The 16,897-nt window shown below is 65.2% G+C and carries 18 protein-coding genes; 7 read left to right on the forward strand and 11 right to left on the reverse strand.

The genetic code is table 11. The features are described from left to right. Positions 1-33: 33 nt before the first annotated feature. Entirely contained in the window at positions 34-474 is a 441-nt protein-coding gene (locus tag C935_RS0108090) for a DUF3617 family protein (RefSeq protein ID WP_018862005.1), read from the forward strand. 44 nt (positions 475-518) lie between these two features. On the opposite strand, the gene ruvA is transcribed toward C935_RS0108090, so the two are convergent. The 6 genes from ruvA to C935_RS0108120 form a co-directional block, all read right to left on the reverse strand. Further along, entirely contained in the window at positions 519-1,124 is a 606-nt protein-coding gene (ruvA, locus tag C935_RS0108095) for a Holliday junction branch migration protein RuvA (RefSeq protein WP_018862006.1), read from the reverse strand. After that, positions 1,121-1,636, reverse strand: coding sequence for a crossover junction endodeoxyribonuclease RuvC (ruvC, locus tag C935_RS0108100; RefSeq protein ID WP_018862007.1), 516 nt, complete (start codon positions 1,634-1,636; stop codon positions 1,121-1,123). Before ruvC ends, ruvA begins: the two co-directional genes overlap by 4 nt. A 20-nt stretch (positions 1,637-1,656) precedes the next feature. Next, positions 1,657-2,394 carry a YebC/PmpR family DNA-binding transcriptional regulator gene (locus C935_RS0108105; protein WP_018862008.1) on the reverse strand — a complete coding sequence of 246 codons (738 nt, stop codon included), beginning with the start codon at positions 2,392-2,394 and terminating at the stop codon, positions 1,657-1,659. Between the two features lie 146 nt (positions 2,395-2,540). Beyond that, the gene (locus C935_RS0108110; RefSeq protein WP_018862009.1) at positions 2,541-3,095 is read right to left on the reverse strand and encodes a DJ-1 family glyoxalase III; all 555 of its coding nucleotides are present in this window, start codon (positions 3,093-3,095) and stop codon (positions 2,541-2,543) included. Between the two features lie 12 nt (positions 3,096-3,107). Next, positions 3,108-4,394 (reverse strand): S41 family peptidase, encoded by a 1,287-nt coding sequence (locus C935_RS0108115; protein ID WP_018862010.1) that lies wholly within the window; start codon positions 4,392-4,394, stop codon positions 3,108-3,110. A 141-nt stretch (positions 4,395-4,535) separates the two neighbouring features. Continuing rightward, complete coding sequence (locus C935_RS0108120; protein ID WP_038040426.1) at positions 4,536-5,735, reverse strand: murein hydrolase activator EnvC; 1,200 nt, start codon at positions 5,733-5,735, stop codon at positions 4,536-4,538. 77 nt (positions 5,736-5,812) lie between these two features. Here C935_RS0108120 and C935_RS0108125 point away from each other — a divergent pair, with 77 nt between their 5' ends. The 6 genes from C935_RS0108125 (at position 5,813) to C935_RS0108150 (ending at position 9,210) form a co-directional block, all read left to right on the forward strand. After that, on the forward strand, positions 5,813-6,148 hold the full coding sequence (locus C935_RS0108125) for a helix-turn-helix transcriptional regulator (protein WP_018862012.1): 336 nt from the start codon (positions 5,813-5,815) through the stop codon (positions 6,146-6,148). A gap of 17 nt (positions 6,149-6,165) precedes the next feature. Next, positions 6,166-6,594 (forward strand): rhodanese-like domain-containing protein, encoded by a 429-nt coding sequence (locus C935_RS0108130; RefSeq protein ID WP_018862013.1) that lies wholly within the window; start codon positions 6,166-6,168, stop codon positions 6,592-6,594. Next, positions 6,594-6,872: a glutaredoxin domain-containing protein gene (locus C935_RS0108135; RefSeq protein ID WP_018862014.1), complete on the forward strand. Its 279-nt coding sequence runs from the start codon at positions 6,594-6,596 to the stop codon at positions 6,870-6,872. The genes C935_RS0108130 and C935_RS0108135 overlap by 1 nt, the downstream gene beginning before the upstream one ends. A 101-nt stretch (positions 6,873-6,973) precedes the next feature. Further along, a complete protein-coding gene (gene secB, locus C935_RS0108140) occupies positions 6,974-7,510 on the forward strand; it encodes a protein-export chaperone SecB (protein WP_018862015.1) in 537 nt (178 codons plus the stop codon). Positions 7,511-7,526: 16 nt separating this feature from the next. Beyond that, positions 7,527-8,525 (forward strand): NAD(P)H-dependent glycerol-3-phosphate dehydrogenase, encoded by a 999-nt coding sequence (locus tag C935_RS0108145; RefSeq protein WP_018862016.1) that lies wholly within the window; start codon positions 7,527-7,529, stop codon positions 8,523-8,525. A 106-nt stretch (positions 8,526-8,631) separates the two neighbouring features. Then, on the forward strand, positions 8,632-9,210 hold the full coding sequence (locus C935_RS0108150) for a TM2 domain-containing protein (RefSeq protein WP_018862017.1): 579 nt from the start codon (positions 8,632-8,634) through the stop codon (positions 9,208-9,210). Between the two features lie 40 nt (positions 9,211-9,250). Here C935_RS0108150 and C935_RS0108155 read toward each other — a convergent pair whose 3' ends face one another. The 5 genes from C935_RS0108155 to clpB all read right to left on the reverse strand — a co-directional run bounded on the left by C935_RS0108155 (position 9,251) and on the right by clpB (position 16,657). Continuing rightward, positions 9,251-9,541 carry a hypothetical protein gene (locus C935_RS0108155; protein ID WP_018862018.1) on the reverse strand — a complete coding sequence of 97 codons (291 nt, stop codon included), beginning with the start codon at positions 9,539-9,541 and terminating at the stop codon, positions 9,251-9,253. A gap of 113 nt (positions 9,542-9,654) precedes the next feature. Further along, entirely contained in the window at positions 9,655-11,328 is a 1,674-nt protein-coding gene (locus tag C935_RS0108160) for a BCCT family transporter (RefSeq protein WP_018862019.1), read from the reverse strand. A gap of 27 nt (positions 11,329-11,355) precedes the next feature. Further along, positions 11,356-12,519: a putative zinc-binding metallopeptidase gene (locus C935_RS0108165; protein ID WP_018862020.1), complete on the reverse strand. Its 1,164-nt coding sequence runs from the start codon at positions 12,517-12,519 to the stop codon at positions 11,356-11,358. Positions 12,520-12,621: 102 nt separating this feature from the next. Beyond that, positions 12,622-13,890, reverse strand: coding sequence for a triacylglycerol lipase (locus tag C935_RS0108170; protein WP_026278730.1), 1,269 nt, complete (start codon positions 13,888-13,890; stop codon positions 12,622-12,624). A 184-nt stretch (positions 13,891-14,074) separates the two neighbouring features. Then, the gene (gene clpB, locus C935_RS0108175; RefSeq protein ID WP_018862022.1) at positions 14,075-16,657 is read right to left on the reverse strand and encodes an ATP-dependent chaperone ClpB; all 2,583 of its coding nucleotides are present in this window, start codon (positions 16,655-16,657) and stop codon (positions 14,075-14,077) included. Positions 16,658-16,897: the final 240 nt, after the last annotated feature.

Raw genomic sequence — 16,897 nt, forward strand, 5'->3', positions numbered from 1 at the left:
TGAACCACACACATTTCGCAGGGAGAGCCCATCATGATGCCTCGTTCCAGCCTTTACAGCCTGCTGGCCGCCGTCCCGTTCGCGTTCCTGCCACTGGTGGCCCAGGCCGAAAAACCGAACATCCAGCCGGGCGAATGGGAGTACACCAACACCACCACGATGGAAGGTGCCCACCAGATGCCGGAGCAGACCGAAACCTACACCGAGTGCGTAACCGAGGAGGATCTCGCGCGCGGCGAGGAGATGATCGAGGCGCCCGAGGGCTGTAGTGTGGACAGTATGGACATGCGCGCGGACGGCGTGGACTACACCATGACATGCACTGACCCCGACGGCACCAGCATGGACATGGAGGGCTCGATGCAGTTCATGGGGGATCGCGCCGAGGGCGAGATGCGCAGCGAGATCGACTCGCCGATGGGCCCGATGTCCGTGCGCATCACCGTTGACGGCCAGCGCATCGGCGACTGCTAGGGGCCACCTCCCGCCCCCGGCCCGGGTGATACCGGGTCGGGTACTCAGCGCTTCACGGTGGAACGCAGCGCCAGGCGCACGAGGGTCTCCACCGAATCCGCCTGATCGCGAACGGCAGCGACCATCTTCTCCGCATTGGCTCGCGGATAACCCAGCGACTCGAGCGCCGCCATCGCCTCCCCGTCCATCGCGGCGCCGGGGGCATCCGCTGCGCCACCCGCAACACCCGGCGTGGCCGCGAACCCCATCTCGACCAACCGCTCGCCCAGCTCCAGCACCACCCGTTCGGCCGTGCGCTTGCCGATCCCCGGGACCTTGGCCAGCCCGGCGACGTCACCGCCGCTGATCAGGCCAGCCAGCTCGTCACCCGCATAGGTCGAGAGCATCGCCAACGCAAGCTTGGCTCCAATCCCGTTAACCCGGATCAGGCGCCGGAACAGATCGCGGTCGCGCCTGTGCATGAACCCGAATAGCTGGTGTGCATCTTCGCGCACCACGAGGTGCGTGGTCAGGACCACGGTGGCGCCCGGTTCCGGCAGGGCCGCCAGCGTGGAGAGCGGGGCCTCGACCTCGTAACCCACGCCCCCTGCATCAATGACCACACCATTCACCTCGCGGCTGACGAGCGTCCCCTCCAGCCGGGCAATCATGGGCGCCCCCCGATCACGGCCGAGGCGGATCCCGCCAGACGCGCCTGGTGCTGGGCGGTATGGGCGTGGCACAGCGCGACGGCGAGGGCATCGGCGGCATCGCTGCTGGCCGGCTCGGTCAGGCGTAACAGTTGCTGCATCATGTGCTGGACCTGCTCCTTGTCCGCGCTGCCCACGCCGACCACGGCCATCTTGATCGCACGCGGGGCATATTCATGTACCGGGAGCCCGGCCTGGGTTGCCGCGCAGATGGCAGCCCCCCGGGCATGCCCCAACTTGATCGCCGACTGCGCATTGCGGGCGACGAACACCGTCTCGATCGCCAGCACGTCGGGTCTGAGCTCGTCGATCACCTCGACCACGCCGGCGAAGATCTCGCCCAGGCGTTCGGGAAACCCCTTGGCACTCGGGCGGATCACGCCATGGCCGCAGGAACGGCCCTTCCCCCTGACGTACTCGATCACCGCAAAGCCGGTGATCCGCGAGCCGGGATCGATACCGAGGATACGCATCCGCTTTTCCGGGGCTCGCGCTACTGCCCCACGCCTTCCGGGAAGTCGGCGTTGGTGTAGACGTTCTGCACGTCATCCAGGTCGTCCAGCATCTCCAGGAGCTTCAGCACGGTCTCGGCGGTGTCCCCATCCAGCGGCGACAGGGTCTCGGGCCGCCAGGTGACCTCCGAGTTCTCCGGCTCCAGCCCCCTGTCCAGCAGGGCCTGGCGCACATCCTGGTAGGTATCGGGTTCAGTGATGACCTCGATCGCGCCGTCCTCCTCAACCTGCACGTCCTCGGCCCCACCCTCGAGCGCGGCCTCCATGACCGTCTCGTCGTCCAGTCCAGGCGCGAAGCGAATCACGCCTTTGTTCTGGAACAGGTAGGCCACCGAGCCGTCGGTCCCCAGGTTGCCGCCCATCTTGGAGAAAGCGTGGCGCACCTCGGCTACCGTCCGGTTGCGATTGTCGGTCATGCAGTCGACCAGGATCGCCGCGCCGCCCGGGCCATAGCCCTCGTAGCGGATCTCCTCCATCGCATCGCCATCGGTCTCGCCCGCACCGCGCTTGGCCGCGCGCTCGATGGTATCCCGCGTCATGTTGGCGGCAAGCGCCTTGTCGATCGCCAGGCGCAGACGCGGATTGGTCTCGGGATCGGACCCGCCCTGACGGGCGGCGACGGTAATCTCGCGAATCAGCTTGGTAAAGAGTTTGCCGCGCTTGGCGTCCTGGGCGTTCTTGCGATGCTGGATATTCGCCCACTTGCTGTGGCCTGCCATTCGGTCCCGACTCCTTGTGCTGGGTTCGTTGGGCGCGGCCAGGCGACCGCGAGACCCGCACAGTCTAATCGACTGAGGCCGCCGGGTTCATGCAAAGGCACGAAAGGATGCTTGATGGGGTAGCGCGGGGGCCGAACTGGCCGACGTCAGGGACGCAGCAACGGTCCCTCGACGGCCTCACGGGCTTCGCGCCCGGCCAGTTGCTCAATCAGGGTCAGCGCAAAATCCATCGCCGCACCGGGACCTCGGCCGGTAATGATGTGACCGTCGACTTCCACGAGGTCCCCGGTCGAACGGATGCCCGATTCGTCCAGCGCTCCGGTGAACGAGGTCACGCGACGCCCTTCCAGCACACCCGCCTGCGCCAGCGCCTTGGGCCCGGCGCAGACCGCGCCCAGCCAGCCGTCGCGCTCCGCCTGGGCCCGCAGCATGGCCTGCACGCGTGGATCGTCGCGCAGGTGATCGGCCCCCGGCAGGCCGCCGGGCAGCACGATCAGGTCGAAGGCCTCGTCCTGAACGGCATCGAGTGTGGTATCCGGCTGGATCACCGTCCCGCGGGAACAACGCACGGGGCCCGGCTCAAGCCCGGCGACCGTTACCTCGAAGCGCGCGCGACGCAACAGATCGATGATGGTGACGGCCTCCAGCTCCTCAGCCCCGGCCGCCAGCGGCACCAGTACGCGGGGATGTTCCTGCGTCATGGCCACCTCCGATCAGCGCTGGCTGTAGATGTTCAGACCCTTGAGCAGATTCAGGGCCTCGCTCAAACCGTAGTCACGCTCGGCCAGACTCTCGCCATTGTCGTCATCGTCTTCCGGCATATCCTCGCCCTGCAGCTCGCGCTGCATACGCGCCTGGGCGTCGCGCTCGTCTTCACCTTCGGCACGCGTGACCGTCAGGTTTTCCAGCCGGATATCGGGTGCTACGCCCTCTTCCTCGATGTTGCGCCCATCCGGCGTGAAATAACGCGCCGTGGTCAACTTGATACCGGTATTTTCGGTCAGCGGCAGGATCGTCTGCACCGAACCCTTGCCAAAGGTGTTCTGGCCCATGACGACCGCTCGATTGTGATCCTGGAGCGCACCGGCCACGATCTCCGAGGCCGAGGCCGAGCCCCGGTTCACCAGCACAACCATCGGGGCACCGCCGAGCACGTCACCCGGGGAGGCCTGATAGCGGAACTGTGAATCCTCCAGTCGGCCCTCGGTATAGACAATCAGCCCGTCCTCAAGGAAGGCATCGGACACACCCACCGCGCCATTCAGGATGCCGCCCGGGTTGTTGCGCAGATCCAGCACGAGCCCGCGCAGATCGCCCTTTTCCTTCAATTCTTCGACCGCCCGCACGACATCGCGCGCGGTGCGCTGCTGGAAATTGCTGATGCGCAGGTAACCGTAACCGTCTTCAAGGATCTCGGAGCGCACGCTCTGGACCTGGATACGGTCGCGCGTCAGGGTGACCTCCTTCGGTTGGTCCTCGCCCTCGCGGACGATGGTCAGGGTAATGTCGGAGCCCTTCTCGCCCCGCATCTTGGAGACGGCATCGGACAGCGTCATGCCCTGCACGGATTCGCCGTCCAGGCGAATGATCAAGTCACCCGCCTGGATGCCGGCCTTGCTCGCCGGGGTGTCATCGATCGGGGCAATGACCTTGACGAAGCCATCCTCCATGCCGACCTCGATCCCCAGGCCGCCGAACTCGCCGGAGGTGCCAACCTGCATGTCCTCGAAGTCCTGTTCGTCCAGGTAGGCCGAATGCGGATCCAGCCCGGACAGCATCCCCTTGATGGCGTTGTCCAGCAGCTCCTTGTCGTCCACCTCGGTGACGTAATTGCGCTTGATGCGCATGTACACCTCGGTGAACCGCTGCAGGTCCTCCACCGGCAAGGCATTCTTCGCGCCATTCTCGCGATCGGCGTACACCGCCACCGAGACGCTGAGCATGACGCCGACCACCAAACCCACCACCAGGGCGTACCCGGTGCGACAAGACTTCTTCATTACCAATCCTCTAGAAACGGAGGTATTCGACGCGACGATGGTAGCACCGCGAATCTGACCCATGCCTGAACGCCCGACTGCGTCTGCTGTTTTCGCCCGACAAATGTTTCAAATCTGCTCACGATTTTTTCGTGACGCTCGTCATTGAGATAGCCACCAGTCCTCAGGGTTCAACGGATCGCCATTTCGCCGAATCTCGAAATACAGGCCCGGGGCGATGGCCTCGCGGCCCGCGCCGGCCAGAGCCATGCGCGTTCCCCCTTCGACCTCCTCACCCTCCGCAACCAGGATTTCCTCAAGATTGCTGTACAGCGTCAGGTAGCCGTCCCCATGGTCGAGGATGACCAGAAAGCCGTACCCCTGCATCCAGTCAGCGTAGACCACGCGCCCGAAGTGGACCGCATGGACAGCCTCGCCGTTATCGACCTCCAGCACGGTCCCGCGCCAGCGTGACTGGAGGCTGCTGCCACGCGGCTCGTTGAAACGTCGAACCACCGAGCCATCCGCAGGCATGGGGAGTTCGCCCTGGAGTTCGGAAAATCCCACGTCCGAGCGTACGGGTGCCCGTTCGGGCGGAGGATCACCCCGAGCCGCACGTTCCTCCCGCTCGGCCGCGTCGCGCTCCACCTCGCGAATCAGTTCCTCCAGCGTCTCTGCGTTGCGCTCCAGCCGCGCCAGTTCCAGCGCCTCGTCCTCGATCGCGCGCTCCAGTTCGTCCATGGCCGCGCGCTGACGATCTTCTTCGCGTTCGAGATCGGCGACCACCGCGCGCAGATCCTCCTCCTGTTCGGCCAGCACCGCCTGTTCACGCTCCAGGTCATCGCGCGCGGCGCGCAACACCGCGAGCTGCTCGCCGAGGGCCGCCAGCGCCTCGGCCCGCGCCTCGCGCAGGCGCGCGGCGATCTCCGGGTGCAATCGACTCAGTTCGCCCTCCCCCCCCGCACCCGGGATGCGTCCGGGGTGCCGGTCGCGCTGCCACTGATCGCGGAGCAGGCGCCCCGCCTGCACCCGCTCCTCGCGCAGGCGCTCCTCTTCCTGCGCGACGCGTGCCTCGTGCTCGGCGATCACCTCGGCCTGCTGCTCGCGCTCGGCCTCCAGCTCGCGCAGTTCGCGCCGCGACTCGCTGCTACCCCGCGCGGCACGCTCGAGTTCCTCCTCCAGACGCTGGAGTGCCGCCTGGCGCTCCTCCTGGCTGCGCTCCAGATCACGGATCGCCTCCAGCGTCTCCTCCAGCTCGGCCTCCGGCTCGAATGCCAGCAGACTGCCCCAGGGAACGATCAAAAACCCCACCAGAACAAGCAGTAAGGGGTATCGGGAAGTCAAGATTGCGCAAATTCGCATATCGGGGTACGTTTAGGTACTTATATTCTCACCCGGTTACGGGCCTGCTGTTTCGCAAAACAATAAAGAGGCATGCCGTGAGCAACGAAGCGGTCGAAGAAGAAAAGATGGTCGAAGACGAACTAATGTCTCAGGACGAGGACATCGAGCGGGCCTCGCGCTCGCTCAAAGCCATGTCCCACCCCCTGCGGCTCAAGATCCTCTGCATTCTCGGCGATCGCGAGATCAGCGTACAGGAAATCGTCGATCAGGTCGGGACCTCGCAGAGCAACATTTCGCAGCATCTGGGCATCCTGCGCGACAAAGGCATCCTGGCCACACGCAAGGATGCGAACCGCGTCTACTACCGGGTGGGGGACTCCCGCACGCTGCGCCTGATCGGTATGATGCAGGACGTTTTCTGCAGCTCCTGACCAACGCGGCGCCCTGAATGCTCGAAAGACTCCCTGAATTCCTGTCCAATCACCCGATCCTGACCGGTGCCCTGCTCGCGGTTGTCGGGATGATCCTGTTCACCGAATTCCGCCGCCTGACGCGCAAGTATCGGACCCTGTCGCCGAACGAAGCGGTGCGCGTGATCAACCAGGACGACAGCCTGGTGCTGGACGTGCGCGAGGACAACGAAATCGCCTCCGGTCGCATAGGCGGCGCCAAGCATATCCCGGCGGGCAGCCTGCAAAAGCGCATGGATGACATCGCCAAGTACAAGGACAAGCCGGTGGTGGTGTACTGCCGCAGCGGCAACCGTTCCGCGATGGCCGCCTCGCAGCTGACCTCTGCGGGCTTTCAGGATGTTGTGAACCTCCAGGGCGGCATCCAGGCCTGGCAGTCCGCGGGCCTGCCGATCAAGAAGAAGTAATGCGCTTCGAGGTCTATGGCACGGTCCGCTGTCCATTCTGTCTGCTGGCCCGCCGGCTGCTGATCCATCGCGGTTATTCCTTTGACGATTTCCCGGTGGATCGCGAACCCGGGGCTCGCGCGGAAATGGAGCAACGGGCCGGACGCCACTCGGTGCCGCAGATCTTCCTTGGCGAGACTCACATCGGCGGGTATGACGAGCTGCAGGCACTGGATCATTCCGGCGACCTGCACCGAATGGCCGAAGCGGCAGGCGTCCAGCGCACCAGCGATGCCTGAGCCCCACACGCGGTAGCGATACCCACCCGCTCCTATCCAGCGCCGCATTCCTTTACGATTCCCCGACACGAACCTCACTTCTCACGACTCGGAACAACACCATGGCTGAAGAAACCTCCAAGAACAGCGGTAACAGTGCCGGCGCACAGGGCGATAGTCAGGACAACCCCGGCTTCTCCATCCAGAAGGTGTTCATCAAGGACATCTCGTTTGAATCGCCGGATGCCCCCGAGGTCTTCCTCAACGAATGGAAGGGCGAGACCAACATTCAGCTGAACACCAACGCCCGCCCGATTCGCGAAGAGGAAGGCGTGTTCGAGGTCGAACTGAAGCTGACCGTGACCACCGAATCCAACGGCAAGACCGCCTATCTGGTCGAGATCAACCAGGCCGGGGTCTTCATCGTGCGGGGCTTCCCGCGCGACCAGCTCAACCAGCTGCTGGGCTCGTACTGCCCGAACCTGCTGTTCCCGTTCGCGCGCGAAACCGTCGCCGACCTGGTACTCAAGGGCGGTTTCCCGCAACTGCTGCTGCAGCCGGTCAACTTCGAAGCGCTGTACCAGCAGCACCTGGAAGACCAGAAGAAGGCGTCCGGCGAATCGCAGACGGCCTCGCCGGAGTCGACCTCACAGGCCTGATCCGGAACTCGCACCCGTGCACATCGCACTCCTTGGTGGCGGCTCCTGGGGCACCGCGCTGGCGATTCATGCAGCGCGACTGCACCAGGACGTCGTGCTCTGGGTCCGCAAGCACGAGACGGCCGACCGGCTGAACCACGAGCGCGAGAATGCCCGTTATCTACCCGGCATCCCGTTCCCGGAGCATCTCTCCATCAGTGCCGACCCCGACGTCGTCGACGCCGCGGATCTGGTGCTGATCGCGGTCCCGTCCGGGGCCTTCCGCGAGACCCTGCGCTGGTTGCAGCCACATCTGCGTGCGGAGCAGACGGTCGCCTGGGCCACCAAGGGGCTTGAGACCTCCAGCGGAGCCTGGCTGCACGAGATCGCCGAGGAAGAACTGGGCACCGGCTTCCCGCCCGCATTGATCTCCGGGCCGTCCTTCGCCGCCGAGGTGGCACGGGGCCAACCGACTGCGCTGACGGCCGCATCACACGACGACCGTTGCATGGACCGACTGGCGGAGGCCCTGCACGGCGAGGCCCTGCGCATCTATCGCAACCCCGACGTGATCGGTGTGGAACTGGGCGGCGCGCTGAAGAATGTTCTCGCCGTCGCGACCGGGATCGCGGACGGAGCGGGCTACGGTGCCAATGCCCGTGCCGCGCTGATGACCCGTGGGCTGGCCGAGATGCAGCGCCTGGGCGCGGCAGTCGGTGCCCACCCGGGCACGCTGACCGGGCTGTCCGGTCTGGGCGACCTGATCCTCACCTGTACCGACGACCAGTCACGCAACCGCCGTCTGGGCCGCCTGCTGGGGCAGGGCTACGACCTGGAGACGGCCCGCGCCCGCATCGGCCAGTCGGTCGAGGGGGTGGAAACCGCGCGACAGATCAACGCCCGCGCCAGGACCCTGTCGGTGGACATGCCCATCTGCGCGGAGGTCCACGCCGTGCTCTATCAGGATCGTCCCGTGCGCGAGGCCGCGCGCCGCCTGCTGGAGCGCGACCCGGCACACGAGAACCCCTCCACCTAAGGGACCCCTGCCGCGCCCGGTAACCCCGAGCCGAACCCGCGCAATCGCACCTGCGCGCATGGTTCGTTACCGTGCACGGACGATTATCCACAGCTGGGAGGCACCCATGCGCAAGGCGTGGAAGGAACTGGATCTCGAGGGCGGCGGCCTGCAGGCAATCAACGCGAAGCTCGCGGCCGAGATGCGCGCGCGCCCACCCGCCTACATCGCCTGGATCCTGTTTCCGCTTGGACTGCACCGTTTTTATCTGCGCGAGCCCCTGGGCGCCACGGGCTATATTGGCCTGAGCGTGGTGACCCTGGTCGTGGCCTGGCTTCTGGCTGGCTGGTGGTGGTTAATCCCGGCGGGTGTCATGGCCGGCTGGGCCGCTATTGATCTGGTCTGGATCGACCGCCGCGTGACGGACTACAACAAGGAACTGCGCAAGCAGGTGTTCCTGCGCAAGGGCCACAGGCCGCCGCAGGACTATCGCGGCCGCTACACCAGCGACGAGGACGCCCAGCGCGAACTGGCCGAATACCAGTCGATCAAGGAAGGCGAGCGCGCCGGACACCCAGGTCCTGCCGGAGCGAACGATCGTGACCGCGACGTGGGCGGCAAGCGCCGCATGCCAAGCTTCAACGAGCAGGAAGCGATGCTGCGCCAGATGCGTTCACGCAAGAAGGACGGGGCCGGGGACGACTAGTCCACGGCCTCGCGCCCGCACGCGCGGAGCCCGACGGTTCTCAATTATCGCCGGGGCGCCAGACGCCACTGGCCTCCTGCTGCGGCGGCGGGGCGGCCTGCTTGCGACTCTCCACATCCACGAACACCGACTCGGTGAACTGCGAGAGCTGCTGGAGATACTCCTTGCGTTCGTTCACCGACTCCGGCATCTGCGCCACCAGAAAGCCGGTAATCGCGCTTAGATACTGAACGGCCACGATGGGCTGCTGGGCCTTGGGATCGGTTTCGACCAGCACGTCCTGGATCTTCTGGATCAGGTCGCCGGACAGCTGCAGGGTATCGTCGCTCATGGTGTTCTCTCGGTTATCAAGTTTCCGCATAGGCTAAGGCAAGAGGACCACGCCCAAAAAGTGAACGCAAAGCTGGCGGGACTTTCCACCCCGCCACGCGAGACGCCCAATCATCACCACGGCCTTGACGGGGGCTCTCGGTCTGCTTTGTCATCGTCCGCGCCGGATTCCGGGGCATCGTCCTCCGCGTCGTAGTCCTCGTTCATGCGATCCGGTGGCACCTGCCAGGGCTCGCTGGGCAGGATCGTCCGCTCGCCCGGCCGTGGTGCCCAGCGCTCCTGTTCCAGTCCCCGGATCAACCCCACGATCATCATCAGGATCACCATCGAGAATGGCAGCGCGGCGAGGATCACCGCGCTTTGCAGCACCTCCAGACCGCCAGCCAGCAACAAGACCGCCGTGATTAGGCCGATCAGGGCACCCCAGATGGCCAGGTGCCGCTTGCGATGGACGGTGGAGCCGTGCGCCAGCAGGGTATTGATCACGACAATCCCGGCGTTCGCGGAGGTCAACAAATATGTCGCGATCAGGATGGTGATCAACCCACCTCCGATCTTGGCCACCAGCCACGGCTCCAGCGTATCCATGGTCGCGAAGGTGGCCATGGTCAGGTCCTCCGAAACCTTGTCGGCAATATCCGCGATCCCGTCGACCTCGGCATGCAGTGCAGTACCCCCCAGCATCGCCAGCCAGAAAAAGGTGATCACCGTGGGCACCAGCAACACACCCAGGACAAATTCGCGCAGCGTACGCCCGCGCGAGATACGCGCGATGAACAGCCCCACGAACGGGGCCCAGGCCAGCCACCAGCCCCAGTAGAACACCGTCCAGTCGGAGTGCCAGGGATCCGTCTGGTGGGCATGGGTGTACAGCGAAAGTCCCAGCAGGTTCTGCAAATAGCTGCCGGAGGACTGCACGAACAGCGCCAGCAGGTACTGGGTTGGCCCCCAGATCAGCAGCAGGCCCATCAGGGCCACGCTCAGCCACATGTTGGCCTGAGAAATCCGTTGCACGCCGACCTGGACACCGGTGATCACCGAGACGATGGCGATTGCCGTAAGGAGCGCCGCCAGGAACAGCTGGCCGTGCTCGCCCCCGCCGATACCCAGCGTATGCGCCAGACCGGTATCCAACTGCTGGATACCCAGCCCCAGTGTCGTCGCGATCCCGAATACCGTGGCGAGGATGGCCAGCAGATCGACGATGTCGCCGGGCCAGCCGTGGCTGTACTTTCCGATCAGCGGATGCAACGCGGAGCGCAGCGCCAGCGGCTGTCCCCTGCGAAAGCCGAAATAGGCCAGGATCAGTGCCAGCAACGCGAACACCGCCCAGGCGTTAAGGCCCCAGTGGAAATAGGTCAGCACCATGGACATATCGGCGGCCTCGGCACTCTCGCCGTTGTCCAGCAGGAATGGATTGCCCCCATAGTGGCTGAGCGGCTCGGCCACCGCCCAGAACAGAAGACCCACGCCCATACCAGCGGCAAACAGCATCGCCAGCCACGAGACGGTGGTGAACTCCGGCACTTCGTCGTCGCGCCCGAGGCGCACGTTCTTGTAGCGCCCAACCCCCAGCCAGATCACGATGACCAGAAAAAAGGCCATCGCAACCACGTAATACCACTCGAGAAAGGGTGTCAGGAAGGCACGGGTATCGAAGACGACCTGTTCGAGCTGTTCCGTGCGGTAGATCGCAAACAGCGCGATCAGTACCACCAGCAGCAATGCGACCGGGGCTACGCGCGGGTTCAGTCCCTTGAAGGGCCCTCGGGTCGCGACGTTATACATCCGCCTCCTCCGTGAAGTGCTGGGCCGTCAGACGCGATGGGCATGCAACAGTTCCCGCTCGCCGGCGGAACGATTGCCCGTGCGGAAATCCTGAATGACCCGGTGCACAAAACGCAGCTTCGCGATCGCCTCCGGGGTCAATACAAACGGATAGACATGGGCATGCCCCATGCTGCGGTTCAGGCTGTTCAGGGCCGCCGCCAGGGGTAGCCAGTGCGCGACCAGCGCGTCCGGATCGTCGGTCGCATAGGCGTTGAAATCCGACTGTCCGCCCTGAGGACCCAGCCGCGCGGCGGCGCCGACGCTGGGCGCGACATCCATGCCATAGGCGGCGGCCGTGTCCAGCGCATCCACGATATGCAGGTAGTGCGCCCAGGTCTCGGCCCAGTCCTCCCAGGGATGGGAGCTGGCATAGGCCGATACAAAGTGGTCTTGCCAATTATTCGGCGGCCCCTGCTCATAGTGCTGGCGCAAAGCCGCATCATAATCGGCCCGCTCATCCCCAAAGCATTCGCGAAAGGGCTCGTGCCAGCGCGTGTCGCGGATCAGGCGATCCCAGTAGTAATGCGCCGATTCATGGCGAAAGTGCCCGAGGATCGTGCGATAGGGCTCGGCCATCGCCTCGCGCATGCTCTCGCGCACGGCCGGATCCGCCTCCGCGATGTTCAGCGTAATCACGCCATTCGCATGCCCGGTCACCACGCCGCCGCCCTCGTGGAAATCCGGGTTCGGATCGGCCAGAAAGTTGAATGCCAGGCCAGCGGAATCCGTCTCCTTGGAGACAACCGGAAGCCCCAGACGCAGCAGGCTGTACACCAGGCGCCGTTTCTCCGTCTCCAGCCGCTCCCACAGGCGTGCATTTCCGGGCACCGTCAGATCGGGGATGGTGCGGTTCAACCGGCAGGCGCGGCAGTACGTTTCCGGGTCATCGTGGCGCACCATCCAGTTGCAGACCGCATCCACCGCATAGTGGCGGCACTGGCGATAGATCGGCCCATCCGCATCCCCCGCGACCTGCCACAACCCGCCCGGGATCGGCGCGCCGGAGGCATCCAGCGCATCCCCGGCCATTTCCAGCGCAGACAGCTCCAGACGGTCGGGCAGAAAGCCCAGCCGCCGCCCACAGCCATTGCAGTAGGTGTTGTCGAAGTAAATGACACTACCGCAGCCTTCACACTCGAACAGCTGCATTGCAACCTCCCGGAAAATGCGGTGACGCGATTTGCGGCATGCCTGTCAGCCTACGCCAAAACCACTGCATGCGTCGCGAAGATGCCCCGCCCTGCCCCCCTTTCAGAGGCCTCGCTTGAGCAGCATCTGCACCCGTTCGAGCGCCAGCGGGTCCGTCAGGATTCCCGCATGGGTGGTTTCCACACCATAGACGCTGCTTGCGATCCGCTGCACGGGTGGATACAGCATGGTCGAGAGGGGGACCACACCGTCCGTCCCTGTTCGCCCCCCGCCATCCGGACGGCGAAAACTGAACAGCAGGTGCAACTCGGTCTCCCCCGACAATTCGGACTCGAACAATCGCCGCTGGTACTCGCTACCGGGCGCCATGTCGCGCCAGACCGGGATCACCACCGGCGAGCGATCCACTCCGGACTGCGCGGCGGCGTGACCGCGCCAGGGGGTGGACAGCGCGATCATGTGCGGGATCTGCGCCGGGGCCGCGCGACGCTCGCGCTCGTGCAACAAACCCTTGGCCACCAGACCGCCCATGCTGTGCGCAACAACCGGCATGGACTCTACATCGTGGCGCAGCTCCAGCTCCTCCAGGGTTTGTACCAGATGCGTGGCAACGGTCTGCAGAGGCAGTCCCGACGGGTAGTAGTACAGCCAGGGCTGATAGCGCTCGCGATCAAGATGGTCAATCAGTTCGGCGAATCCCCGCGGCGAACCGTTCATGCCATGCACGAACAGCACCGGGACCCGGTCCGGATCGTAGGGCTCCAGGAAATAGATCCCGGCATAACCGTCCAGCATGAAGTCCAGCGGCCGCCACTGGCTCCCGCGGGCCACATTCGCGTCGAATCGCGGATCGTCCAGCGTGGTCACCTCCCCAAACACCGTGATACCGCCAACACTGACGGGACTGCCATCCAGGCCACGCTCGCGCTCGGGAGACAACGCGATCGCATGCGCCGCGACCACGTCACCCTCGACCCGGATCTCCAGATCGCCAGCGCGAGTACCTGCTAGACACTCCAGCACGTCACCTTCGTTCGCCAGATACACCGGGGCACCCACCTCGTGCCGCCCGTCGCGCTCGGGATCGGCAAAGGCCAGAACCTTGTAGCGCCCCGGTGCCAGCCCGAAAAACCAATGGCCACCGCCAGCACTCACCACGTGGTCCACCGGTTCCGGCACGGCGCCCTCTTCCACCGGCACTCGGAACACCGCAATCATGTACGGCCCCGGGACCTCGTCATCCGCCACCACCGTCCCGGCAATCGTGCAAGCCTGGTCCATCATCTGGATCTGCCCGCGCGCGTCCCACAACCCGCAACCCGCCAGCAACCAAGCCACCAGCACCAATGCGGCAATCCTCGCTCTGTCCATGCCCGCCTTCCCCACCGGCCCGCTTAATACCCAGGAGCCGCCCCTCCCCGTCTCCATGTCACTCACAGGATAGCGGCGCGCTCTTCGGACCGCCTCATTTGCCTTGTATGGCAGCGACCGGACGCCCACAAAAAGGCCCGCGCGAGGCGGGCCTTGCCGGTCGTGTGCAGGAGAGCGGGCCGGATCAGGCGGCCGCCGCGGCGCGGGTAAACGCCAGATGCCCGCCGGCCATGTCCACCTCGATGGTATCGCCCGGGCCGAACTCGCCGGCCAGAAGCGACTGGGCCAGCGGATTCTCGAGCTGGGTCTGGATCGCCCGCTTGAGCGGACGCGCCCCGTAGACCGGGTCGAAGCCCGCGGCGCCCAGGTGATCCAGCGCCGCGTCGGTGATGGTCAGTCCGAGGTCGCGCTCTTCCAGACGCTTGCGCAGGTACTGCAGCTGGATGTCGGCGATCGCGCGGATCTGTTCGCGCTCCAGCGGATGGAACACCACCACGTCGTCGACACGGTTGATGAATTCGGGGCGGAAGTGCTGCCCGACGATCTCCATCACCGCAGCCTTCATCGCGCCGTAGTTCTCCTCGCCGGCCATCTCCTGGATCTGCTGCGAACCCAGGTTGGAGGTCATCACGATCACCGTGTTGCGGAAGTCCACGGTGCGGCCGTGCCCGTCGGTCAGGCGCCCGTCATCCAGCACCTGCAGCAGCACATTGAACACATCCGGGTGCGCCTTCTCGACCTCGTCGAGCAGGATCACGGAGTACGGCTTGCGGCGCACGGCCTCGGTCAGGTAGCCGCCCTCCTCGTAGCCGACGTAGCCCGGGGGCGCCCCGATCAGCCGCGCCACGGAGTGCTTCTCCATGAACTCGGACATGTCGATGCGCACCATCGCCTCTTCGGTGTCGAACAGGAACCCGGCCAGCGCCTTGGTCAGCTCGGTCTTGCCCACGCCGGTCGGGCCGAGGAACAGGAACGAACCGTTCGGACGATTCGGGTCGGACAGGCCTGCCCGCGAGCGACGAATGGCATTGGCCACGGCATTGACCGCCTCGGACTGACCGACCACGCGGACGCCAATCGCCTCTTCCATGCGCAGCAGCTTGTCCTTCTCGCCCTCCAGCATCTTGGAGACCGGGATGCCGGTCCAGCGCGAGACGACCTCGGCGACCTCTTCGTCGGTCACCTTGGTGCGCAACAGTTTGGTCTCCTGGCTCTCCATTTCGTGGGCCATGGCCAGGGACTTTTCCAGGTCCGGGATCCGACCGTACTGCAGCTCCGACATGCGCGAAAGATCCCCGGCACGGCGGGCCGTTTCCAGCTCCATACGGGCACGCTCCAGTTCTTCCTTCAGTTGCGCGGCGCCGGAGACCGAGGCCTTCTCGGACTTCCACACCTCCTCCAGATCGGAGTACTCGCGTTCCAGGCGCTTGATCTCGTCCTCCAGCGTGTCGAGGCGCTTCTTCGAGGCATCGTCGGATTCCTTCTTCAGTGCCTCGCGCTCGATCTTCAGCTGGATCAGGCGGCGTTCCAGGCGATCCATGGATTCCGGCTTGGAGTCGATCTCCATCTTGATGCGGCTGGCTGCCTCGTCGATCAGGTCGATCGCCTTGTCCGGCAGCTGGCGGTCGGTGATGTAGCGCTGCGAGAGCTGCGCGGCGGCAACAATCGCCGGGTCGGTGATCTCGATCCCGTGATGAACCTCGTAGCGCTCCTTCAGCCCGCGCAGGATGGCGATGGTGTCCTCCTGCGTGGGCTCGTCGACCAGGACCTTCTGGAAGCGGCGCTCCAGTGCGGCGTCCTTTTCGATGTTCTGGCGGTATTCATCCAGCGTGGTCGCGCCGATGCAGTGCAGTTCGCCGCGTGCCAGCGCCGGCTTGAGCATGTTGCCCGCGTCCATCGCGCCCTCGGCTTTGCCGGCGCCCACCAGCGTATGGATCTCGTCGATGAACAGGATCACGCGACCTTCTTCCTGCGAGAGCTCCTTGAGCACGGACTTCAGCCGTTCCTCGAAGTCGCCGCGGTACTTGGCCCCGGCCAGCAGCGCGCCCAGGTCCAGCGCCAGCACGCGCTTGTCCTTGAGCCCCTCGGGCACCTCGCCATTGATAATGCGCTGCGCCAGGCCCTCGACGATCGCGGTCTTGCCGACCCCCGGCTCGCCGATCAGCACCGGGTTGTTCTTGGTGCGACGCTGCAGCACCTGGATCGAGCGGCGGATCTCCTCGTCACGCCCGATCACCGGATCCAGCTTGCCCTGCTCGGCGCGCTCGGTCAGGTCGGTGGTGTATTTCTCCAGCGCCTGGCGGCTCTCCTCGGCGTCCGGGTTGTCCACCTGGTTGCCACCGCGGATGTCGTGGATAGCCTTGTCCAGTGCGTCCTTGTTGGCGCCGGCATGGCGCAGCATCTCGCCCACGCCGCCCTTCTCGTCGACGGCGGCGAGCAGGAACAGCTCGCTGGAGATGTACTGGTCCTTGTTCTGCTGGGCCAGCTTGTCGCAGACGTTCAGCAGCCGGCCCAGGTCATTGGAGACATGGACCTCGCCGGCCGCGCCTTCGACCTTCGGCATGCGGTCCAGCGCCTCTCCAAGCGCCGAGCGCAGCTGGCGCACGTTCACGCCCGCGCGGTCGAGCACGTGGCGCACGGTGCCGCCATCCTGGTCCAGCAAGGCCAGCAGCAGGTGGGATGGTTCGATGAACTGGTGGTCGCGGCCAACGGCAAGTGACTGCGCATCGGCGATCGCGGACTGGAACTTGGTGGTCAGGCGATCCATTCGCATTGGGAAACCCCTCGGTCAAATCTGTATGAACTGACACGAACCATGGGGGCAATGCCCGGCGCTTCAAGGTTAGGGAAACACTGATCAATGTACACGCTCGCGCTCGAGTCGGTTTTGCGTGCGAACAATGCGCGGTGACTGCCGTGCAGTCATTCTGCACAAGGGAGCCGCAATGCCGTTCCCACGCCCGTTTTTGATCAACAACGGGCGGCCGAGCCCCTTCGGGGTTGGCAC

Source organism: Thioalkalivibrio sp. ALJ3 (genome assembly GCF_000377205.1).
Classification (GTDB): domain Bacteria; phylum Pseudomonadota; class Gammaproteobacteria; order Ectothiorhodospirales; family Ectothiorhodospiraceae; genus Thioalkalivibrio.

Excerpts from the sequence above, each read along its gene's own strand:
- C935_RS0108090 (WP_018862005.1), top strand. The coding sequence starts at position 34 with ATGATGCCTCGTTCCAGCCTTTACAGCCTGCTGGCCGCCGTCCCGTTC.
- ruvA (WP_018862006.1), bottom strand. The coding sequence starts at position 1,124 with ATGATTGCCCGGCTGGAGGGGACGCTCGTCAGCCGCGAGGTGAATGGT.
- ruvC (WP_018862007.1), bottom strand. The coding sequence starts at position 1,636 with ATGCGTATCCTCGGTATCGATCCCGGCTCGCGGATCACCGGCTTTGCG.
- C935_RS0108105 (WP_018862008.1), bottom strand. The coding sequence starts at position 2,394 with ATGGCAGGCCACAGCAAGTGGGCGAATATCCAGCATCGCAAGAACGCC.
- C935_RS0108110 (WP_018862009.1), bottom strand. The coding sequence starts at position 3,095 with ATGACGCAGGAACATCCCCGCGTACTGGTGCCGCTGGCGGCCGGGGCT.
- C935_RS0108115 (WP_018862010.1), bottom strand. The coding sequence starts at position 4,394 with ATGAAGAAGTCTTGTCGCACCGGGTACGCCCTGGTGGTGGGTTTGGTG.
- C935_RS0108120 (WP_038040426.1), bottom strand. The coding sequence starts at position 5,735 with ATGCGAATTTGCGCAATCTTGACTTCCCGATACCCCTTACTGCTTGTT.
- C935_RS0108130 (WP_018862013.1), top strand. The coding sequence starts at position 6,166 with ATGCTCGAAAGACTCCCTGAATTCCTGTCCAATCACCCGATCCTGACC.
- C935_RS0108135 (WP_018862014.1), top strand. The coding sequence starts at position 6,594 with ATGCGCTTCGAGGTCTATGGCACGGTCCGCTGTCCATTCTGTCTGCTG.
- secB (WP_018862015.1), top strand. The coding sequence starts at position 6,974 with ATGGCTGAAGAAACCTCCAAGAACAGCGGTAACAGTGCCGGCGCACAG.
- C935_RS0108150 (WP_018862017.1), top strand. The coding sequence starts at position 8,632 with ATGCGCAAGGCGTGGAAGGAACTGGATCTCGAGGGCGGCGGCCTGCAG.
- C935_RS0108155 (WP_018862018.1), bottom strand. The coding sequence starts at position 9,541 with ATGAGCGACGATACCCTGCAGCTGTCCGGCGACCTGATCCAGAAGATC.
- C935_RS0108160 (WP_018862019.1), bottom strand. The coding sequence starts at position 11,328 with ATGTATAACGTCGCGACCCGAGGGCCCTTCAAGGGACTGAACCCGCGC.
- C935_RS0108165 (WP_018862020.1), bottom strand. The coding sequence starts at position 12,519 with ATGCAGCTGTTCGAGTGTGAAGGCTGCGGTAGTGTCATTTACTTCGAC.
- C935_RS0108170 (WP_026278730.1), bottom strand. The coding sequence starts at position 13,890 with ATGGACAGAGCGAGGATTGCCGCATTGGTGCTGGTGGCTTGGTTGCTG.
- clpB (WP_018862022.1), bottom strand. The coding sequence starts at position 16,657 with ATGGATCGCCTGACCACCAAGTTCCAGTCCGCGATCGCCGATGCGCAG.